Here is an 18,263-nt window from a genome sequence, read left to right as displayed (position 1 = left end):
TCACCATGATCCGCTGGCTGCTCGTCGTCGTCCTCGCCTTGGTGCTCATGAGCGGGCTCACCGCCTGGCTGCGCCGGTTCGGCTTCGGACGGCTGCCCGGCGATTTCGAGTTCCGCGCGTTCGGCCGCGACTGGCAGTTGCCGATCGCCAGCACGCTGGTGCTCAGCATGATCGCGGCGCTGGTTTCGCGCCTGATATAGACAACCGAGAGACAAAGGGAAGAACGACGCATGAGAGCCTGTGTTGACATCGGCGGCACCAAGATTGCCGTGAGCCTTTCCGCTTCGAGCGATGCGCCGCTCGTCGGCCGGCGCAGCGAGCCGACCGCCAAGACCGGCGACAACGATGCCGTGGCGGTGCAAATCATTCGCATGATCGACGAGGTCTGCGCCGAGCAGGGCATCTCCGCCGCCGACATCGACCGTGTGGGCGTGTCGTCCACCGGACCCTTCGAGCTGCGCGACGGCATGGTCGAACTGGCCACGCCGAACATCTGCGGCGGCATCGCAGGCCCGGCGCGCGGCCTGCCGAATGACTGGATGACGGCCATCGTCGAGGCGCCGCTTGCACAGCGCTTTCGCAGCGTGCGGGTCGAGAACGACGCGGTGGCCGCGCTCGAGGCCGAGCGCCACTGGGGCGCGCTGAAGGGACTGGACCACTGCGCCTACGTCACCTGGAGCACCGGCGTGGGCGTGGGCCTGTGCGTGGACGGACGCGCGCTGCGCGGCAAGAACGGCAATGCGGGCCATGCGGGCCACAGCTTCGTGGTGGACGATGCGAGTGGCGCCCTCTGCGGCTGCGGCAACCTCGGCGACGTCGAGGCGCTGGTGGCCGGCAACTCGATGGCGCGCCGCTTCGGGCAGTCCGCGCCCGACCTGTTCACGGCCGCGTCGGCCGGCGAGCCGCATGCCACCGAAGTGGTCGATGCGCTGTGCCGCGTGCTGGGCCGCATGCTCTACAACCTCGTGGTCACGCTCGACCTGCAGCGCATCAGTCTCGGCGGCAGCGTGTTCTGGCATCACCGCGATTTCCTGCTGCCGCGGCTCCAGGCGCAGGTCGACGGCAGGCTCGCACCGCTCACGCGCGGCGTGCTGCTGGTGCCCGCAGGGCTCGGCGACACGATCGGCGACTACGCGGCGCTTGCGTTGCTGGACTGAAGGCGGTGCGCCGCGGGCTGCGGCACCGCGGCGCTGTGGCCGCGCAGCAGCGCCTCGGTGATCTGGCCCAGCCGGCGGAGGCCCGTGGCGACTGCCTCGCCGTACGGCCAGCCGCAATTGATCCGCAGGTAGTGGTCGAAGCGCGAGGAGTTGGAGAACAGCGTGCCGGGCGCCACCACAATGCGCTCTGCAAGCGCCGCATCGAACACGCGCGACGACGAAAGCCGCTCGGGCAGCTCGATCCAGAGCTGCAGCCCGCCGGGCGGCAGATTGATCCTCGTGCCCGAGGGGAAGTGGCTGGCGATCGCATCGGCGGTCTGCTCGCGCTGCGTCTTCAGGCAGGCGCGCAGGTGCCGCAGGTGGCGGTCATAGGCGCCAGTGGCCATGAAGAGCCCGGCCGCGCTTTGCGACAGGCCCTCGTTGTTGCGCGTCTGCGCATATTTGAGCATCTCCACGCGCGCCTGCCAGCGGCCCGCGGTGATCCAGCCCAGGCGCAGGCCGGGCGCGAGAATCTTGTGCAGCGACGCGCAGTGGATCACGTTGCCGACGGTGTCCCACGACTTCAAAGCGCGCGGCGGGCCCTGCGCATCGACGAGTTCGCTGTAGGTGTCGTCCTCGATCAATGGGATCGCATGCCGCTCGCACAGCAGCGCGAGCCGCGCCTTGTGGGAATCGGGCATCACACTGCCGAGCGGGTTCTGCAGGTGCGGCACCACCACCACGGCCTTGATGTTGTCGTAGGTGCGGATCGCGAGCTCCAGCGCTTCGATCGAGAGGCCGGTCTGCGGACTTGTCGGGATCTCGAGCGCACGCATGCCCAGGCTTTCGAGCACCTGCAACAGGCCATAGAAGGTGGGCGATTCCACGGCGACGGTGTCGCCGGGCTGCGCGACGGCGCGCAGCGCGAGGTTGAGCGCCTCGATGCAGCCGTTGGTGACCAGCACGTCGTCGGGCGAGATCGTCATGCCCACGCGCAGGCTGCGCTGGGCGACCACCTCGCGGAACTGGCGATGACCCTTGAGCTGCGCCGCGACCGTGAGCATTTCGGGGTGCCGGCGCAGCATGCGGGTCATCGCGTTGCGGAGCGCCTCTGCGGGATACAGCTCGGGCGCGCCGCGCGCGATCGAAAGGTTGAGCTTTTCGGGCAATTGCCGGCGGCGCGCCACGAAGTCCGACACCTTCGCGTGGATGCCCACGTACTGCGCCGGGTCCGGCGGTACGCCGGCCGCAGGCTCCTCCAGCGGCGCGATCGCGAGCCGCTTCGGACGGCGCACGAAGTAGCCGGAGCGGTCGCGCGCCTCGACCCAGCCGTCGCTCTCCATCGTGCGGCATAGCTGCAGCGCGGTCGAGAGGCTGATGTCGTGCAGCTGCATCAGGCGGCGCAGCGAGGGCAGCTTGTCGCCCTGCCGGAGCGAGCCGGTGTGAATCGCATCCACGTAGTGCGCTGCAAGCTGGCGGTAGAGCGGTAGCGAGTCCATGGCGTCGATGGTCCCTCGATCGTGCGTTCGGAAACAGATGCAGTTGTGGGGGAAAACGACCATAACAGATGGCCCGGAGGCAGCGCTGTTCCGGTGCGAATCGCCCTGGCGTGTGCCTGTTTCGGAAGGGCTCGGCTTCCTACGATGGACCATCCGAATCCACAAGGCGCAGCCCATGTCACCCCTCACGCTCGAACCTCCTCCCGCTACCATCGCCCTGCAGCCGGGCGAGGCGTTGCGCACCGCGCTCGACCGCGCGACCTGGCTCGAAGTCCGGCAGGGCTCGGTGCTGCTTGTCGCGCCGCCGTCGTGGCTCGGCGAGACGGTGTTCACCGCGCAGACGAGGCTGGGCGAGGGCGAGGTGCACCGCATGGCACGTGGCGGCTGGGTCGAGCTGGTGGCATTGACGGCGGTGCGCCTGCGCCTCCATGCGCCCGCACCGTCGGTGCAGGCATCACCAGCGGTCCGGTGGCTACGCCGGCTGGCCGGCGGCTGAAGCGGACGCTAGCGCTGGCTGGCTGCCTGGCGCAGCGCATCGAGAAAGCTGCGGCGCCACCAGTGGATGTCCTGCTCGCGAATGCGCGCGAGCAGTTTCGTGTGGCGCTCGCGGCGCTCCTCGAGCGGCATCTGCAGTGCCTGCTGCACCGTCTCGGCGGTGCGGTGCGTGTCGTAGGGGTTGACCAGCAGCGCCTCCTTGAGCTGCTCGGCCGCACCTGCGAAGCGTGAGAGCACCAGCACGCCCGGATCCTCCGGGTCCTGAGCCGCGATGTACTCCTTGGCGACGAGGTTCATGCCATCGCGCAGCGGCGTCACGAGTCCGACGGCGGCGGCACGGCACAGCCCCGGCACGCGCTTGCGCGCCACCATGCGGTGGATGTAGCGCACCGGCATCCAGTCGAGTTCGCCGTAGTCGCCGTTGATCGCACCGCACAGCGACTCGAGTTCGCGCCGGATGTCGCCGTAGGCGTCGACCGTCTCGCGCGTGGGCGAGGCGATCTGGATCAGCGTGGCGCTGCGGCGGTTCTCGGGGTAGTTGGCGAGCAGTTCGCTGAAGGCGCGCACGCGCTGCGGAATGCCCTTGGAGTAGTCGAGCCGGTCGATGCCCAGCAGCAGTCGCCGCTGCGAGTATTCGCGCCGCATGGTGTCGAACATGTCGCGCGACTCCTTGGCATGCGTGAGCCGCGTGAACTCGTCCACGTCGATGCCGATCGGGAACGCGCTGCAGCGCACCGTCTGCCCGTAAGCGCGGTACATGTCGTCGCCGAGGTATTCGCCGTTGGCTTCGTTGCGCACGTAGTGTTCGAAGTGCTGCACGTCCTGCTGCGCCTGGAAGCCGATCAGGTCGTAGGAGAACAGCGAGCGCATGAGCCATTCATGCTGCGGGACTGCCGCGATGATGATCTGCGGCGGCAGCGGGATGTGCAGGAAGAAGCCGATGCGCTGCTTGCAGCCCATCGCGCGCAGTTCGGCCGCGAGCGGCATCAGGTGGTAGTCGTGGATCCAGATGATGTCGTCTTCCTTCAGCAGCGGCATGAGCTTGCGCGCGAACAGCTGGTTCACTCGCCGGTAGCCGCCGATGAAGCCGGCATCGAAATGGGCAAGGTCGAGCCGGTTGTGGAAGACCGGCCACAGCACGTCGTTGCTGTAGCCGAGGTAGTAGCTGTCGTGGTCGTCACGGCTCAGGTCGAGCGTGGCCAGCGTGACCTTGCCGGCCTGCTGCACATGCAGCTCGCCTTCGCCGGTGGGACCTTCCTCGACGATCTGGCCACTCCAGCCGAACCAGAGCCCCCCGCTTTGCTGCAGGCTTTCGCCGAGTGCCACGGCCAGGCCGCCGGCCGCGGGCTTGCGTGGGTCGGCCACGCGGTTGGATACGACGACAAGACGGTTCATATGGCGGAGTCCCAGGGCGCCGAGAGCCGCATCGCCGCGTTGATGATGCCGACCATGGAATAGGTCTGCGGAAAGTTGCCCCACATCTCGCCGGTGACGGGATGCGTGTCTTCGGAGAGCAGGCCGAGCGGATTGCGGGCCGCGAGCATGGTCTCGAAGATCTGGCGTGCTTCGGCCTTGCGGCCGATCTTGGCAAGCGCGTCGATGCGCCAGAAGGTACAGATGTTGAAGGCGGTCTCGGGCTTGCCGAAGTCGTCGGCCGCTTCGTAGCGGCGCATGTAGGGGCCGTCGCAGAGCGACTTCTCCATGGCGTCGACGGTGGAGACGAAGCGCGGATCGCGCGCGTCGATCAGGCCCACCTCGACCATCAGCAAAATGCTCGCATCGAGTTCGTGGCCGCCGAAGCTCTCTGCGAAGGCCTGCCGCTCCTCGCACCACGATTTGTCCAAGATCTCTTCCTTCATGCGCGCGGCATGGCCCTGCCAGTAGGCGGCGCGCTCGGGCAGCGCCAGCGCATGGGCGATCTTGCCGAGCCGGTCGCAGGCGGCCCAGCTCATCAGGGCCGAGCTGGTGTGCACGCGGGCGCGGGTGCGCAGCTCCCACATGCCGGCATCGGGCGTGCCGTAGACGCGGATCGCCTGCTCGCCCACCGCTTCGAGGTGCGGGAATTCCGCCACGCCCGCGGGGCTCAGCAGGCGCTGGTCGTGGAAGGCCTGCGCCGCGCCGAGCACGATGTTGCCGTACACGTCGTGCTGGAAGTGCTCTTGCGCCTGGTTGCCCACGCGCACCGGCCCCATGCCGCGGTAGCCCGGCAGGTGCTCGACCATGGATTCGGGCAGTTCGCGCTCGAGCCCGATGCCGTAGAGCGGCTGAATGTGCTCGCCGTGCGAGCCGATCACCACGTTGCCGAGCCAGCGCAGGTAGTCCTCCATGGTGCCCACTTCGCTCAGCGAGTTGAGCGCGCGCACCACGAAGAAGGCGTCACGCAGCCAGCAGTAGCGGTAGTCCCAGTTGCGCTGGCTGCCCGGCGCCTCCGGGATGCTCGTGGTCATCGCGGCGACGATGGCGCCGGTGTCCTCGTAGAGCGAGAGCTTGAGCGTGATCGCGGCGCGGATCACCGCGTCCTGGTATTCGAACGGAATCGCAAGCCGCTTGCTCCAGGTGCGCCAGTAAGCGATGGTTTCCTGCTCGAAGGCCCGCGCGGTATCGGCAATGCCGTCGAGCAGCGTCTCGTCGACGCCGAACATGAAGTTGTACTCGCGCGAGAGTACGAACGGCTGGCGCGCGAGGATGTGCGAGATCGAGGCGTCGGTGTTGAGCCGCAGCGTCACGTCGGGCCCGACGTAGCGGATGTGGTTGCTGCCGCGCGTGACCTCCACCGGCGCCGAGGCGCCCCACTGGAAGCGCGGATCGAGCGACACGCGGATGCGCGGCGAACCCGCGAGCGGCCGCACGCGGCGCACCAGCATGAGCGGGCGAAAGTAGCGCGAGCGGCTGTAGAAGCGCGGCGCAAAGTCGGTGATCTCGATGCCCTGGCCGGCGCTGTCGAACAGCTGGGTGCGCAGCACGGCGGTATTGGGCTCGTACCATTGCTTGCTCGAGGCGAAGTCCTCGATCTCGATGGCCCAGGCGCCTGCCTCGTCGCCCGGGTGCAGCAGGGCATTGAAGACCGGGTCGCCGTCGAAGCGCGGCAGGCAGCACCAGACGATGCGCCCGCGGGCGTCGACCAGCGCGCTGTAGGCGCAATTGCCGATCACGCCGACGTCGAGCGAAGGCTCGGCCGGCGGGGCGAAGCCGCGCGGCACGGCCGAGGTGGCGGCGCGGGGATCGACCGGGGCCTTGTCGGCGGGCCCGGCCGCGCCCGCGAGCGAAGTGCCCGCGCGGTCCTCGGGCGCCTTCGGCAACTGCAGTTCACTCATCCGGTCGCTCCTCTGCTCAGGTATCTTCGTTCTTCTTGTGCGGGGCTGCAGCCAGTTGGTCGCGCATCTGCACCAGCCATTCGTAGACGGCGCGCGGCGACTCGAGGCGGTGCTGTGCAATGCTCGGCCCCGCGCCGACCTTGATGGCGATGCCGCCGCGCGGCTGCACCACCGCGAAGCCGGTTTCGTCCGTGGTGTCGTCGCCGGCAAAGAACGGCACGCGCCCCGCGAACGGGGCCTCGGTCATGAAGGCGTCGATCGCGGTGCCCTTGTTGACGCCCGTGGGCTTGATCTCGAACACGAACTTGCCATGCATGAGTTCGAGCAGCGGACGGTCGGTGATGGCGCGCGACATCGCGTCGCGGCACACGGCCTCGAGCTGCGGCGCCAGGCGGTAGTGCAGCGCGATGGCCGCGTGCTTGCGTTCGACCAGCAGCCCCTCGTGCACGCGCGCCAACTCGTTGGCGGCATCGAGGATGGGAATGAGATCGGGTGGGCGCTGCTCCTGCATGCGCCCCTTGGCGTCGCGGCGCTGCACGCCGTGCTCGCCCGCGACAGGCAGCCGCAGCGGTGCAAGGAAGCGGTCGATGGCGTCGATCTGGCGGCCCGAAACCACCGCCAGCGCACCGCCGAGCTGGTCACTCAGATCTTCGAGCAGTGGAACCAGCGCGGGAGGAATCTCGATCGATTCAGGGGTTGGCGCGAGGCCGACCAGGGTGCCATCGAAATCGAGAAAGAGGGCGCCGTCTTGGCCCAACGGAGGTGGCAACTTGGAAGACATTGGCATCTGGCAACGACCATAACACGGGCCTAGCAAGTTCCATGTCGGCCAAAGCCGGACGTGCCCGGAGGCGGGCGCGAGCGCTTACAAAGTTGTCAGTCGAGCGCGGCCGCGACCGCTTCCACGCGCGCCCGGTGGATCGCTTCGCCGATCTGCGGTCCCGCGGCGCCGGCCTGCTGCGCGGCGCGTGCGACCGGATCGGTCGCCACGCCGGTCGCCACCGCCAGCACGCGCAGCAGCCGCTCGCGCTGCGGGTAGGCGCGGTCTTCGAACCCGAGCCGGCCGCGCGCATCGCATTCGCAGGCCAACAGCGCATCGGCGAAGCGCGCCGGCTTGCGCAAGGCGTCGCAGCGCTCCAGCAGCCGCACCAGCGCCGCAGCGCCCAGTTCGCCGCTGCGATGGATGTTGCCGTGTTCGCGCGCCACCACATCGGCCAGCTCTCGGATCTCCACGGGCACGCGCCAGCGGTCGCACACCGCGCGCAGCAACTCGGCGCTGCGCTTCTCGTGGCCGATGTGGCGCGGCAGCATGTCGGCGGCGGTCGTGCCCTTGCCGAGGTCGTGCATGAGGCAGGCGAACCGCACCGCGAGCGGCGCCCCGAGCCGCGCGCTCGTGTCGATGACCATCCTCAGGTGCACGCCGGTATCGATTTCCGGATGGTGCGCCGCGGGCTGCGGCACGCCCCAGAGCCGGTCCACCTCGGGCAGCAGCACCGCCAGCGCGCCCGACGCCCGGAGCACCTCGAACATGCGCGAGGGGCGCGCTTCCATGAGTCCGCGCGACAGTTCCTGCCAGACGCGCTCGGGCACCAGTGCGTCGGCCTCGCCGGCCTCGACCATCTCGCGCATCAGGGCCATGGTCTCGGGCGCCACCGCGAAGTCATCGAAGCGCGCCGCGAAGCGCGCCACGCGCAGGATGCGCACCGGATCCTCGCGGAAGGCGTCGGTCACGTGGCGCAGCTGCTTCTGCGCGAGGTCGCGCCGGCCGTGGAAGGGATCGGCCAGCTTGTCGGGGGTGGGCTCGAAGCTGCCGTCGGCCTCGACGAACTCGGCCGGCATGGCGATCGCGTTGACCGTGAGGTCGCGCCGCGCGAGGTCCTGCTCGAGCGTGACGTCGGGCGCGGCGTGGATGGTGAAGCCGCGGTAGCCCGGCGCGCTCTTGCGCTCGGTGCGCGCGAGCGCGTATTCCTCGCGCGTTTCGGGGTGAAGGAACACCGGGAAGTCGCGGCCCACGGGCAGGAAGCCGCGCGCGTTCATCTCCTCGGGCGTGGCGCCGACCACCAGCCAGTCGTGGTCGGTCACGGGGCGCCCGAGCAGCCGGTCGCGCAGCGCGCCGCCGACGAGGTAGGTTTTCATGGCGCCAAGTTTAGGGATATCCCATATGTAAAAATAGAACGACCGTTCGATAATTTATTGATGCCTCGGACGATCCTTCGCCGTTTTTCGCGGAACGCAGTCGCCGTCTCTGGCAAGGCTGCTTACTACAAAGTTCTTAACCAAAAGGAGCGAACAGATGATGAAGAAAAACATGTGGGCCCTGGCGGCATGCGGTGCGCTGGCGTCGGGCGGCGCATGGGCGCAGAACGCGGGCGACTGGGTCGTCGGTGCGGGCTGGCTCCACCTGGCACCGCAGGATTCGAGCAAGCCGCTCACGCTGACCGCGCCGATGCGCAGCGTGGTCGCCGGCTCGGGCGCATCGGTCAGCGACTCGGACACGCTGGGCCTGAGCGCCGTGTATTTCATCGACAGCCACTGGGCGGTCGAGGGCGTGCTGGGCGTCCCGCCGAAATTCAAGCTCGACGGCAAGGGCACGCTCGGCCGCGTGGGTGAACTGGGCGAGGCGCGCCAGTGGAGCCCGACGATCCTCGGCAAGTACTACTTCAACCAGGCCAACGACGCCTTCCGCCCGTTCGTGGGCCTGGGCGCCACCTATGTCTGGTACAGCGACGTCAAGCTCACGCAGGGGCTGCAGGGCGCGCTCGGCAGCCAGCTGCGCCGGCCGCCGATGTCGACCTCGACCACGGCCGAACTCGACAGCTCGTTCGCGCCGGTGTTCAACGTGGGCGCGTCCTACCAGTTCGACAAGCACTGGGGCGTCTCGTTCTCGGTCTCGTACATCCCGCTGAAGACCAAGGCTACGCTCACCACCACGTCGCTCGGCGGGCTGCCGATCGCCACCAGCGAGGCGCGGCTGAAGCTCAATCCAATCGTGACCTACCTGTCGGCGACCTACAGGTTCTGAGCGTCAGCGCTGCTGCCGGTAGGGCTCCTCGAAGTCGAGGAAGTCCTTCTCGGCCAGCGCGTCGTCGATCCAGGCCTTGACGCCGGGCAGCGCCTGCACGCGCGCGATGTAGGCGGTGATGGCGGCCGGCACCGGCAGGCCGTAGGTCTTGATGCGTACGCCGACCGGCGCGTAGTAGGCGTCGGCGATGCCGAATTCGCCGAACAGCATCGGCCCGCCGTGCGCATCGAGCAGGCCGCTCCACATCTGCACGATGCGCTCGACCTCGGCGCCGAGCGCGGGATGGTCCTTGAGCAGTTGCGCGCCCACGTGCGCAAGCGAGGCCTCGATGTTCATGCCGCACAGCGTGCGCAGGTTGCCGAAGCCCGCATGCATTTCGGCGCAGATGCTGCGCGCACGGGCGCGATCGGCCGCGGCGCTCGGCCAGAGCTGCTTCTCGGGAAAAGTCTCGGCCAGGTATTCGGCGATGGCCAGGCTGTCCCACACCACGAGTTCGCCGTCGACCAGCACCGGCACCTTGGCGACCGGATTGAGCCTGGCGATGATCTGCTTGAACTGCGAATCGGCCTCGAAGGAATCGAAGCGCACCTTGACCTCTTCAAACGGAATGCCGGCCTGCTTCATCAGCACCCAGGGCCGCATCGACCAGGACGAGTAGTTCTTGTTGCCGACGTAGAGCTTGCGCATGGTGTGGTCCTGCGGATCAGAGGAAAAGGAAGGCCCTCGATGCTAACGAGCCTGCGCGTCCGCATTGATGCCGAAGCCGCGGCAGATTGATGCGCGGTGCGCGCCCGGCGCATGCGCGCTTCAGCGCGGCGGCTCGTCCTCGGGCGCAGCGATCACGCGCCGCTTGCCCGGGTCGCGCGGCGGGCCGACCAGGCGCTCGACCAGGTTGACCAGGCGCGGCACCACGGAAAGCACCGCCAGCGCCAGCAGCGCGCTCGTCACCGCCGTGACCTCGCGCCCGAGCCCGCAGGCCATGCCGATGGCCGCCGTCATCCAGAGCCCGGCCGCGGTGGTCAGGCCCTGCACCTGGTGCTCGCCTCGGCCCTGCTTGAGGATGGTGCCGGCGCAGAGAAAGCCCACGCCCGCCACCAGTCCCTGGATGACGCGGCTCATGTCGGCCGGCTCGATGCCCGACTGCTGCGGGATCAGCACGAACATCGCCGATCCGATCGCCACCAGCATGTGGGTGCGCACGCCGGCCGCCTTGCCGTGCTGTTCGCGCTCGAAGCCGAGCATGAAGCCGAGCACCGCCGCGAGCATCAGCCGCACGACGATGCGCGTGAGCTGGGCGACATCGGCCGCGTCCGAGAACTCGGCCGCAACCGTGTCGAGCACCTCGGTGGTCCAACTCATCTAGGGCAGGTCCTTGTTAGGTTCGGGTTCGGCCACATTGCGCGGGCCGACCTGGCCGAGGCGCTCCTTGAGCGACTGCGGACGGCCGCTGATCAGCGCCGCGTAGTTGGTGGTGTTGGCGAGCACCTTCTTCACGTAGTCGCGCGTCTCGTTGAAGGGCACGTTCTCGGCCCAGATCGCGGCGTCGAGAACCGGGCCGTTGCGCCAGTTGCGCGGCCGGCCGGGGCCGGCGTTGTAGGCGGCAGCGGCCAGCGCCATGGAGCCGTCGAAGTCGTCGAGCGCGAGCTTGAGGTAGGCGGTGCCGATGGTGATGTTGGTCTCGCGCTCGTTGATGCGGCCCGGCGTGAAATCGGTCATGCCGATCTTGCGCGCCGTCCAGCGCGCGGTGGCGGGCATGACCTGCATCAGGCCCGAGGCGCCGACGCCCGAGCGGGCGTCCATGATGAAGCGGCTTTCCTGACGGATCAGGCCGTAGACGTAGGCCGGGTCGAGACCGATCTCCTGGCTCTTGCGCAGCACGGTGTCGTGGAAGGGCATCGGAAAGCGCTGCTCGGCATCGATCGCGCCCTTGGTGCGCTCGCTGGTGTTGATGCAGCGGTCCCAGACTTCGCGCTGGCAGGCCAGGTCGGCCGCGGCCAGGAGCGAGCGGTCGTCCATGCCGCCCCGGTCGTGCAGGTTGGTGGCGTAGTTCCACTCGCGCACGCCTTCGGAGCGCAGCCCCATCGAGATCGCGTAGAGCCCACGCGCCAGCGACGGATTGGTGCGCGCGGCGTTCTTCTCCTCGGCCGTGAGCGGCGCCGGGCGCGTGGGCACCAAGATGCGCTGGCCCATCTCCTCGAGCGCGAGCATTTCGTAGAAGCCGCGCGTGCCGGCGATGCTCTGGTACAGCTCGCGCGCCTGGGCGCGGCGCTCGTCACCGCCCGCCGCGCTGAGCGCACGCGCCTTCCAGTAGATCCAGGTCGGCTCCAGCTGGGCGTTCTCGCTCATGGCGTTGATGGCGGGCGCCACCTCCTTCCACTGGCTGGCGCGCAGTGCGGCGCGCACGCGCCAGCCGAGCATGTCGTCGGAGAGATCGCTGTTCTTCGTGACGTTGGCGAAGTAGCTGCCGGCCAGCGGCGAGAGCTTGTTCGCGGCCTGGCGGCCGATGGTGCCCCAGACCCAGTTGCGTTCTTCGGCCGAGAGCATCGGCCCCCATTTGCCGTCGAGTTGCGAGGCCGCCTGCTCGGGGTCGGCCATGGCGATGCGGATCAGCGCCAGCACGACGATTTCCTTGCGCGACTTGGCGGCCACGAAGGCGCGGCCCGCGAGGAACTTCGCGGCGCTGGCATTGACCTCTTCGAACAGCGGCAGCGCGTCGGGTGCGGCGATGGCCACGGCGCCGCGTGCGGCCTGCGCGCGATTGGCTTCCATGGCCAGGCGCGCCTTCTTCCAGGCGTCGTTGGGCGACATCAGCCGGGCTGCGACCATGCGGTCGGCCGCGGTGAGGCAGCCGTCGTCCGCCTCTTTCTGCCCGTGCCAGTTGCGGCGCACCTCGTCGGCCTGGGCCTGGGTGGCGGTGCCGGTGCGCAGCGACTCGACGAGGATCGCGTAGCAGCGAACCTGCGGGTCGTCGTTCATGCGAAAGCCCGGCAGGGCGGCCGAGAAGCCGTCCCAGTCGCGGCGCTCGCCCAGCAGCAGCAGCCAGTCGTTGCGCAGCCGGTCTTCCTGGTAGGAGCCGGGATAGCGTGCGAAGAAGTCCTGCACTTCGTTCGGCAGGGCCTCTTTCAGCCGCGCCTTGAGCTCCCAGTAGGCGGCCCAGGGTTCGAGCGCATGGCCGCGGGCTTGCGGCAGCAGCGCGGCCAGCCGCGCCTTGTCGCCGCGCTGGAACGCCTGCTTCATCTGGACCAACAGGTCGTCGTTGCTGTTGGCCTGTTGCGCTGCCGCGGGCGCCTGCGCGAGCAGGGCGGCGGTGGCCAGGACGGTGGAAAAGACCAGCGCGGAGGCCGCTCGGCGCGGGCCGCGGTGCTTGGGTGCCAAAATGCTCGGGAACTGCATCGGGGGATTATGGACAAGTCACAGGATGCCGGCACCTCGGCGACCGCAAGTTTTCTCAAGGCACAACTGCGCAAGGCGCTCATCGAGCAGCGCCTCGCGATGCCCGACCGGCTGGCCAGGGCCGACCTGCTGCAGCGCGTGATGCGCATCTGGCTCGTGGGGCGGCCCGACACGGTGATCGGCGCCTACTGGCCGATCAAGGGCGAGTTCGATCCGCTGCCCGCGCTGCACCGCTGGAAGGAAGACGGCGAACTGATGGACGAGCCGCAGCGCCGCCGCATCGGCCTGCCGGTGATGAACAAGGTCCACAAGACGCTGACCTTCCACGCCTGGTACCCGGGCTGCCAGATGGAAGAGGACGCCTACGGCATTCCCAAGCCCAAGGACACCGAACTCATCGTGCCCACGCTGCTGTTCGTCCCCTGCGTGGGCTACAGCGCCGGCGGCTACCGCCTGGGCTACGGCGGCGGCTTTTACGACCGCACGCTGGACGCGCTCGAGCCGCGGCCCTTCACGGTCGGCCTCGGCTTCACGAATGCGTTTCTCGAGGACTACCAGCCCGAGCCGCACGACCTGCCGCTGGATGCCATCCTGAACGACAACGGCGTCGTCTGGCCGGTGGGCTGACCCGGCCCTCGTCAGTCCCATGGCGCTTGAAGTGTCAGGGCCCAAAGCGTGAACGCCGCGGAACCGGCTTTGCCGGGCCGCTGGTGTTGCCCCCCAGTGGGGGGAGGCGCCGCAGGCGCTTCGGGGGGCGTCAATCAATATTGTCGACCGTGTCGGGGTCGGGCACCTCGCCGATCGTCTCGCGCGTGGTCACCGCCTGCGCCTGCAGCCAGTCCGAGAATGCCTTGATCTCGGGCCGCAGTGCCTGGCGCGGGCCGGCGATGAGCCAGTAGGCCATCGGTGAATCCATGCGGTGCTGCGGCAGCACCTCGACGAGGTCGCCATTGGCCAGGCTTTCGGCGATCAGCGAGCTGCGCGCCAGCACCACGCCCTGGCCGGTGAGCGCCGCCTGCACCATCTGGTAGGCGTAGTTGAAATAGAGCCAGCGCCGGGGCTGCGCCCGTTCGAGGCCGTTGACTTCGAACCAGCGCCGCCAGGTCAGCCATTCGAGGTGCGAGCGGTGCGCGTCGCCCGCTTCGATCAGCGTGAAGCGCGCGATGTCGGCCGGCGTCTTGACCGGCGGGCTGCTCTTCAGCAGCCACGGGCTCGCCACCGGGGTGAGCGTTTCGCCGAAAAGGCGCAGCGCCGAGGCCGGCATGCTCTCGCGCGGACCGTAGCGCAGCGCGATGTCCACGTCGGCCACTTCGAGGTCGACCGCGACGTCGCTGGCGTCGATGCGGATGTCGATTTCGGGGTTGTCGCGCTGGAAAGCCTCGAGCCGCGGGATCAGCCACATCGATGCGAACGATGCGAAGGTCGTGAGCGAGACGTTCTTGCGCCCGGCGCTCTGGCGGATCTGCCGCACCGCCATGTCGATGCGCGGCAGCGATTGCTGCACCGCGAGCAGCAGCTGCGCACCGGCGCTCGTGAGCTCCACCGCGCGCGTGTGGCGCAGGAACAGCGCCACGCCCACCTCTTCCTCGAGCGACTGGATCTGGCGGCTGACCGCCGACTGGGTGAGCGCCATTTCCTCGGCGGCGGCGCGAAAGTTCAGGTGGCGCGCCACCGCCTCGAAGGCGCGCAGGTGGCCGGCCGAGATCGGGCGGGAGCGCAGGTGGGTTTGCGAGTGCTGCATGGATCGGGAAGGGTGGATGCCGGGCATTGATGCGGATTCGGAATCAGTAGGCTACTTCGTTTTCATTGGACTGCCAACGGCCCGGAAACGATCATTCATTCCCGAACTGCGCCAATTCCTGTTTCTTCCCGTCCTGTCATCGCGCATCGGCCCAGCCAAGGAGTCTCTTATGTCCACCGCCGTCTGCACCAATGAATCGCTCGCTTCCCTGCCAGGTGCTGCCCGCACCAACGCTGCCGTGCCGCCGGCCGTGCGCCGTGGCGCCTGGCAGATCGCACCCGGCGAGGCCATGAGCCTGCGTGCCCGCACCGCCAGTGTGCTGCGCATCAAGCAGGGCCGCGTCTGGGTCACGGCCGACGCCAACGCGGCCAGCGCAAGCGAAGACCTCGTGCTCGCACCGGGCGAGTCGCTCACGGTGGCTGGGGGCCGGCGCATCGTGATGGAAGCCTGGGACGGCTACGGCGCCACCTATTCGTGGGACCCGGCCTGAGCCCGCCCGTCGGGCAGCGCGTGTTTCCCACGGACGGAAGGCGGCCTCGGCCGCCTTTTTCTTTGGCTGCCCGGAATTCAGATGCTGACGTCGAAGCTGGGCCGCAGCGCCAGGAAGTGCTTCAGCGCCGCCTCGCCGTCGAGCGCATGGACGCCGGCCATCAGGTCGGGGCCTTCGCTCTCGGCCAGGCCCATGCCGAAGCCGCTGTAGCGGCGGCTGTCCAATGCGCCGCGGTAGAGCACCCGCACCTCCGTATGCCGCGGGTCATGGGCGATGCGGTGCATCAGCGTCTCCACGGCTTCCACGGGTCCTTCGAGGTGTTGGCAGAACCGCATGCCGTCGAACACCAGCAGGCCGGTGATCCGGTGTTCTGCGTTGCGAGCGCGGGCCTGGGTCACGATGGTGCCGACGGCCGTCGGCGGCAGGTCTTGCGTCAGAAGGCTGCAGTAGAAGATTTCGTGAAGTGCTTGGTGATCTGTCATGCGTTCGGAGGCAAGGGACGTGCGAAGTTTAGGCACCCCCGGGGACCGGCGAAATGTGAAAAGACATAGGCAAAAGACCTATAGTGCGGCGTGAAATTCGAGGACTACGCCATCCCTGCGCCGCCGCCCGCGGGCCCGAACCCTTGCGACGACTGCGCGTTGCGCCGGCTCGACGCCTTCTTGCCGGCATCGCAGGACGAGCTTGCAACCATCCAGTCCTTCAGGATCGGCTCGCGCCAGGTCGCGGCCGGGCGCGCGATCATCGAGGAGCACCGGCCCAGTCCCGAGCTGTTCACGCTCTACGCCGGCTGGGCCTTCCGCTACAAGACGCTCAGCGACGGCCGGCGCCAGATCCTGAGCTTCCTGTTACCTGGCGACTTCATCGGGCTGCAGGACGAATTCGCCGATGGGCAGACGCACGGCGTGGAGGCCGTGACCGACACCACGCTGTGCGCCTTTTCGCGCGCCCGGCTGTGGGAACTCTTCCATGGCCAGCCGAAGCTCGGCTACAGCATCACCTGGCTCGCCGCGCGGGAGGAAAAGCTCGTCGACGACAACCTCGTGACCGCGGGCCGCCGCAACGCGGTCGAGCGCGTGGCCATGCTGCTGATGCACCTGTACCGGCGCGCGCAACGTGTGGGCATGGTGCGCGACGACTGGGTCGAGTTTCCGTTCAACCAGCAGCACATCGCCGATGCGCTCGGACTGTCGCTGGTGCACACCAACAAGACCTTGCGCAAGCTGCAGGCGCTCGGGCTCTACAAGCTCGATGCCGGCTGGCTGCGCATCCTGGAGCCGCATGCGCTCGAAAGGCTGGGCGATTATTTCGAGCGGCCGATGCGGCCGATGCCGCTGATCTAGGGGCCCGAGGCCGCGGTCAGGCGCGCGCGCTGCTGCCCAGCACCTTGTAGAGGTACGAGCGCGAGATGCCGAGCTCCTGCGCCGCCAGCTTCTTGTTGCCGCCGCAGCGCGCGATCGCATCGAGGATGGCCTGGCATTCGACCTGCCGCAGCGGTGCCACCGTCCCCGCAGCCATGGAGTCGGGCCGCGTCGCCGGCACGGACGGGGGATCTTGCGCCGGTATCCGCAGCGCATCGGCAAGCGGATCCTGGTGGCGCGCGAAATCCGCCACGCCAAGCAGCTTGCCGTCGCAGAACACCAGTGCCTCTTCCACGCGCTGGCGCAGCTGGCGCACGTTGCCGGGCCAGCGCTGCTGCGCCAGGTAGCCGATCACGCCGGGCGCGATGCCTGGCTGGGCGATGCCGTTGCGCTCGCAGAACGCCTGCATGAAGCGCTGCACCAGTGCGGGAATGTCCTCGAGGCGCTGGCGCAGCGCCGGCACGTTCAGCACCACGCCGCTGAGGCGGTAGAACAGGTCGAGCCTGAAGCGGCCGCTGTCGATCAGCGCCCGCAGGTCGCGGTGCGTGGCCGCCACGATCCTGAAGTTCATGCGCCGGCTCAATTGGCTTCCGAGCCGCTGCACCTGACGGTCTTCCAGCACGCGCAGCAGCTTGACCTGGATCTCCATCGGGATGTCGGCCACTTCGTCGAGAAAGAGCGTGCCGCCTTCGGCCTGCTCGAGCTTGCCGGGCTGTCCCTGCTTCTTGCCGCCCGTGAAAGCGCCGGCCTCGTAGCCGAACAGCTCGGATTCGATGAGGGTGGCGGGCAGGGCGGCCAGGTTCAGGCTGACCAATGGCGCATCGGCGCTGCGCCCACGTGCATGCAGTGCCTGCGCGACCAGTTCCTTGCCGCTGCCGCTCTCGCCAAGGATGAGCACGGGCACGTCGAGCCTCGCCACGGCGTCGATCTCGCGCGAGAGCCTTTGCATGGGCGCACTGCTGCCCACCATGATGGTTGCCGCGGCCGTTCCGCCCTGGAGCTCGCTGAGTTGCCGCTTGTAGTGCTGCACCTCGTCGCGCAACTGGTTCAGGCGCTGCTGCATGCGGTTGACGGCCTCCACGCCGCTGAAGCTCACCTGTCCCACGGCACCGACCACGGCGCCGCCCTCGAAGATCGGCATGCGATTGACGATGCGGCTCACGCCGCGCCCCAGTTCCTGCAGCTCGCCGATCTCGGCCCTGCCGCTGCGTGCCACGTGGGGCAGTCGCGAGTTGGGGATCACGTCTTCCGCACGGCGCCCCACCGCCACGCCCGGCGCCAGGCCGAAGAACTTCTCGTGCACGGGGCTGATGTAGCGCATGTGCCCGTCGAGGTCGGCCACGGTGATGGCCTGGTACGGATTGGTCAGGAACATGTTGAGGATGGCGTACGCGAAAGGCACGCTCGCCGCGAGGTCGAACAGCGCGGCCGATTCGTCGGCCGGCCGCACCAGCGCGACTTCCGTGTCCGCATCCGCCAGCCAGACGACGACATGGCGCGACATGCCGCGTGGCCCTGGCGTTTCCACATGCAGCAGGCGCCCCGCGCCGGACGGCTGGCCCTGGTCGGCCTGCGCCAGTCGCGCGCTCGCGACGGCCTTGGCCACGGCCGCGCGCAGCAGCGGTTCGCGCGCCGACCCCAGCTGCACGGCCGGCGCTTGCGCGCCGCTGTGCCAGGCGAGCAGGCCGAAACGGTGGTCCGTGGGATGAACGGGCATGTCTTTGCGACGTGTGTTTGCTGCGGACACCCACTCTAGCAGTGTCTTCGCCGTGTCCTTGTCGTGGACGTGCCTCACGCGTCCGTTAAGCGGTT

General features: G+C 68.7%; 18 protein-coding genes. 7 read left to right on the top strand and 11 right to left on the bottom strand.

What is annotated here, in order from left to right; all coding sequences use genetic code 11:
• Positions 1 to 5: 5 nt before the first annotated feature.
• Both AC3A6G_RS26290 and AC3A6G_RS26285 read left to right on the top strand, forming a co-directional pair.
• Entirely contained in the window at positions 6 to 200 is a 195-nt protein-coding gene (locus AC3A6G_RS26290) for a DUF2905 domain-containing protein (RefSeq protein ID WP_487862848.1), read from the top strand.
• 30 nt (positions 201 to 230) lie between these two features.
• A complete protein-coding gene (locus AC3A6G_RS26285; protein WP_487862849.1) occupies positions 231 to 1,157 on the top strand; it encodes an ROK family protein in 927 nt (308 codons plus the stop codon).
• Here AC3A6G_RS26285 and AC3A6G_RS26280 read toward each other — a convergent pair.
• A complete protein-coding gene (locus tag AC3A6G_RS26280) occupies positions 1,130 to 2,635 on the bottom strand; it encodes an aminotransferase-like domain-containing protein (protein ID WP_487862850.1) in 1,506 nt (501 codons plus the stop codon). The genes AC3A6G_RS26285 and AC3A6G_RS26280 overlap by 28 nt on opposite strands.
• Positions 2,636 to 2,810: 175 nt before the next feature.
• Between AC3A6G_RS26280 and AC3A6G_RS26275 the strand changes: the two genes are divergently transcribed.
• Positions 2,811 to 3,131 (top strand): hypothetical protein, encoded by a 321-nt coding sequence (locus tag AC3A6G_RS26275; protein ID WP_487862851.1) that lies wholly within the window; start codon positions 2,811 to 2,813, stop codon positions 3,129 to 3,131.
• An 8-nt stretch (positions 3,132 to 3,139) separates the two neighbouring features.
• Here the strand turns inward: AC3A6G_RS26275 and otsA are convergent, their stop codons facing one another.
• The 4 genes from otsA to AC3A6G_RS26255 all read right to left on the bottom strand — a co-directional run bounded on the left by otsA (position 3,140) and on the right by AC3A6G_RS26255 (position 8,580).
• The gene (otsA, locus tag AC3A6G_RS26270; protein ID WP_487862852.1) at positions 3,140 to 4,525 is read right to left on the bottom strand and encodes an alpha,alpha-trehalose-phosphate synthase (UDP-forming); all 1,386 of its coding nucleotides are present in this window, start codon (positions 4,523 to 4,525) and stop codon (positions 3,140 to 3,142) included.
• Positions 4,522 to 6,444: a glycoside hydrolase family 15 protein gene (locus AC3A6G_RS26265; RefSeq protein WP_487862853.1), complete on the bottom strand. Its 1,923-nt coding sequence runs from the start codon at positions 6,442 to 6,444 to the stop codon at positions 4,522 to 4,524. Before AC3A6G_RS26265 ends, otsA begins: the two co-directional genes overlap by 4 nt.
• 16 nt (positions 6,445 to 6,460) lie before the next feature.
• The gene (otsB, locus tag AC3A6G_RS26260; RefSeq protein WP_487864374.1) at positions 6,461 to 7,231 is read right to left on the bottom strand and encodes a trehalose-phosphatase; all 771 of its coding nucleotides are present in this window, start codon (positions 7,229 to 7,231) and stop codon (positions 6,461 to 6,463) included.
• A gap of 89 nt (positions 7,232 to 7,320) precedes the next feature.
• Complete coding sequence (locus AC3A6G_RS26255; protein WP_487874987.1) at positions 7,321 to 8,580, bottom strand: multifunctional CCA addition/repair protein; 1,260 nt, start codon at positions 8,578 to 8,580, stop codon at positions 7,321 to 7,323.
• A gap of 160 nt (positions 8,581 to 8,740) precedes the next feature.
• Here AC3A6G_RS26255 and AC3A6G_RS26250 point away from each other — a divergent pair, with 160 nt between their 5' ends.
• A complete protein-coding gene (locus tag AC3A6G_RS26250) occupies positions 8,741 to 9,466 on the top strand; it encodes an OmpW/AlkL family protein (protein ID WP_487874997.1) in 726 nt (241 codons plus the stop codon).
• Positions 9,467 to 9,469: 3 nt separating this feature from the next.
• Here AC3A6G_RS26250 and AC3A6G_RS26245 read toward each other — a convergent pair whose 3' ends face one another.
• The 3 genes from AC3A6G_RS26245 to AC3A6G_RS26235 form a co-directional block, all read right to left on the bottom strand.
• Positions 9,470 to 10,153, bottom strand: a complete 684-nt coding sequence (locus AC3A6G_RS26245; RefSeq protein ID WP_487862856.1) for a glutathione S-transferase family protein — start codon at positions 10,151 to 10,153, stop codon at positions 9,470 to 9,472.
• Positions 10,154 to 10,273: 120 nt separating this feature from the next.
• On the bottom strand, positions 10,274 to 10,825 hold the full coding sequence (locus tag AC3A6G_RS26240) for an MgtC/SapB family protein (protein ID WP_487864371.1): 552 nt from the start codon (positions 10,823 to 10,825) through the stop codon (positions 10,274 to 10,276).
• Entirely contained in the window at positions 10,826 to 12,859 is a 2,034-nt protein-coding gene (locus tag AC3A6G_RS26235) for a lytic transglycosylase domain-containing protein (RefSeq protein WP_487862858.1), read from the bottom strand.
• Between the two features lie 9 nt (positions 12,860 to 12,868).
• On the opposite strand from AC3A6G_RS26235, the gene AC3A6G_RS26230 reads away from it, so the two are divergent.
• Positions 12,869 to 13,486 carry a 5-formyltetrahydrofolate cyclo-ligase gene (locus AC3A6G_RS26230; protein WP_487862859.1) on the top strand — a complete coding sequence of 206 codons (618 nt, stop codon included), beginning with the start codon at positions 12,869 to 12,871 and terminating at the stop codon, positions 13,484 to 13,486.
• Positions 13,487 to 13,616: 130 nt separating this feature from the next.
• Here AC3A6G_RS26230 and AC3A6G_RS26225 read toward each other — a convergent pair whose 3' ends face one another.
• Complete coding sequence (locus tag AC3A6G_RS26225; protein WP_487862860.1) at positions 13,617 to 14,600, bottom strand: LysR substrate-binding domain-containing protein; 984 nt, start codon at positions 14,598 to 14,600, stop codon at positions 13,617 to 13,619.
• A gap of 169 nt (positions 14,601 to 14,769) precedes the next feature.
• Here AC3A6G_RS26225 and AC3A6G_RS26220 point away from each other — a divergent pair, with 169 nt between their 5' ends.
• On the top strand, positions 14,770 to 15,090 hold the full coding sequence (locus tag AC3A6G_RS26220; protein ID WP_487862861.1) for a DUF2917 domain-containing protein: 321 nt from the start codon (positions 14,770 to 14,772) through the stop codon (positions 15,088 to 15,090).
• Between the two features lie 77 nt (positions 15,091 to 15,167).
• Here AC3A6G_RS26220 and AC3A6G_RS26215 read toward each other — a convergent pair whose 3' ends face one another.
• Positions 15,168 to 15,572 (bottom strand): BLUF domain-containing protein, encoded by a 405-nt coding sequence (locus AC3A6G_RS26215; protein ID WP_487874986.1) that lies wholly within the window; start codon positions 15,570 to 15,572, stop codon positions 15,168 to 15,170.
• Positions 15,573 to 15,662: 90 nt separating this feature from the next.
• Here AC3A6G_RS26215 and AC3A6G_RS26210 point away from each other — a divergent pair, with 90 nt between their 5' ends.
• Positions 15,663 to 16,433 (top strand): Crp/Fnr family transcriptional regulator, encoded by a 771-nt coding sequence (locus AC3A6G_RS26210; protein WP_487874985.1) that lies wholly within the window; start codon positions 15,663 to 15,665, stop codon positions 16,431 to 16,433.
• Positions 16,434 to 16,449: 16 nt separating this feature from the next.
• Here AC3A6G_RS26210 and AC3A6G_RS26205 read toward each other — a convergent pair whose 3' ends face one another.
• Complete coding sequence (locus AC3A6G_RS26205) at positions 16,450 to 18,168, bottom strand: sigma-54 interaction domain-containing protein (RefSeq protein WP_487874984.1); 1,719 nt, start codon at positions 18,166 to 18,168, stop codon at positions 16,450 to 16,452.
• Between the last annotated feature and the right edge of the window lie 95 nt (positions 18,169 to 18,263).

The sequence above is a fragment of the Variovorax sp. Soil_C_26 genome, assembly GCF_057657075.1.
The sequence above is the reverse complement of the archived record's forward strand: the minus strand, read 5'-3'. Positions and strand labels throughout refer to the sequence as shown.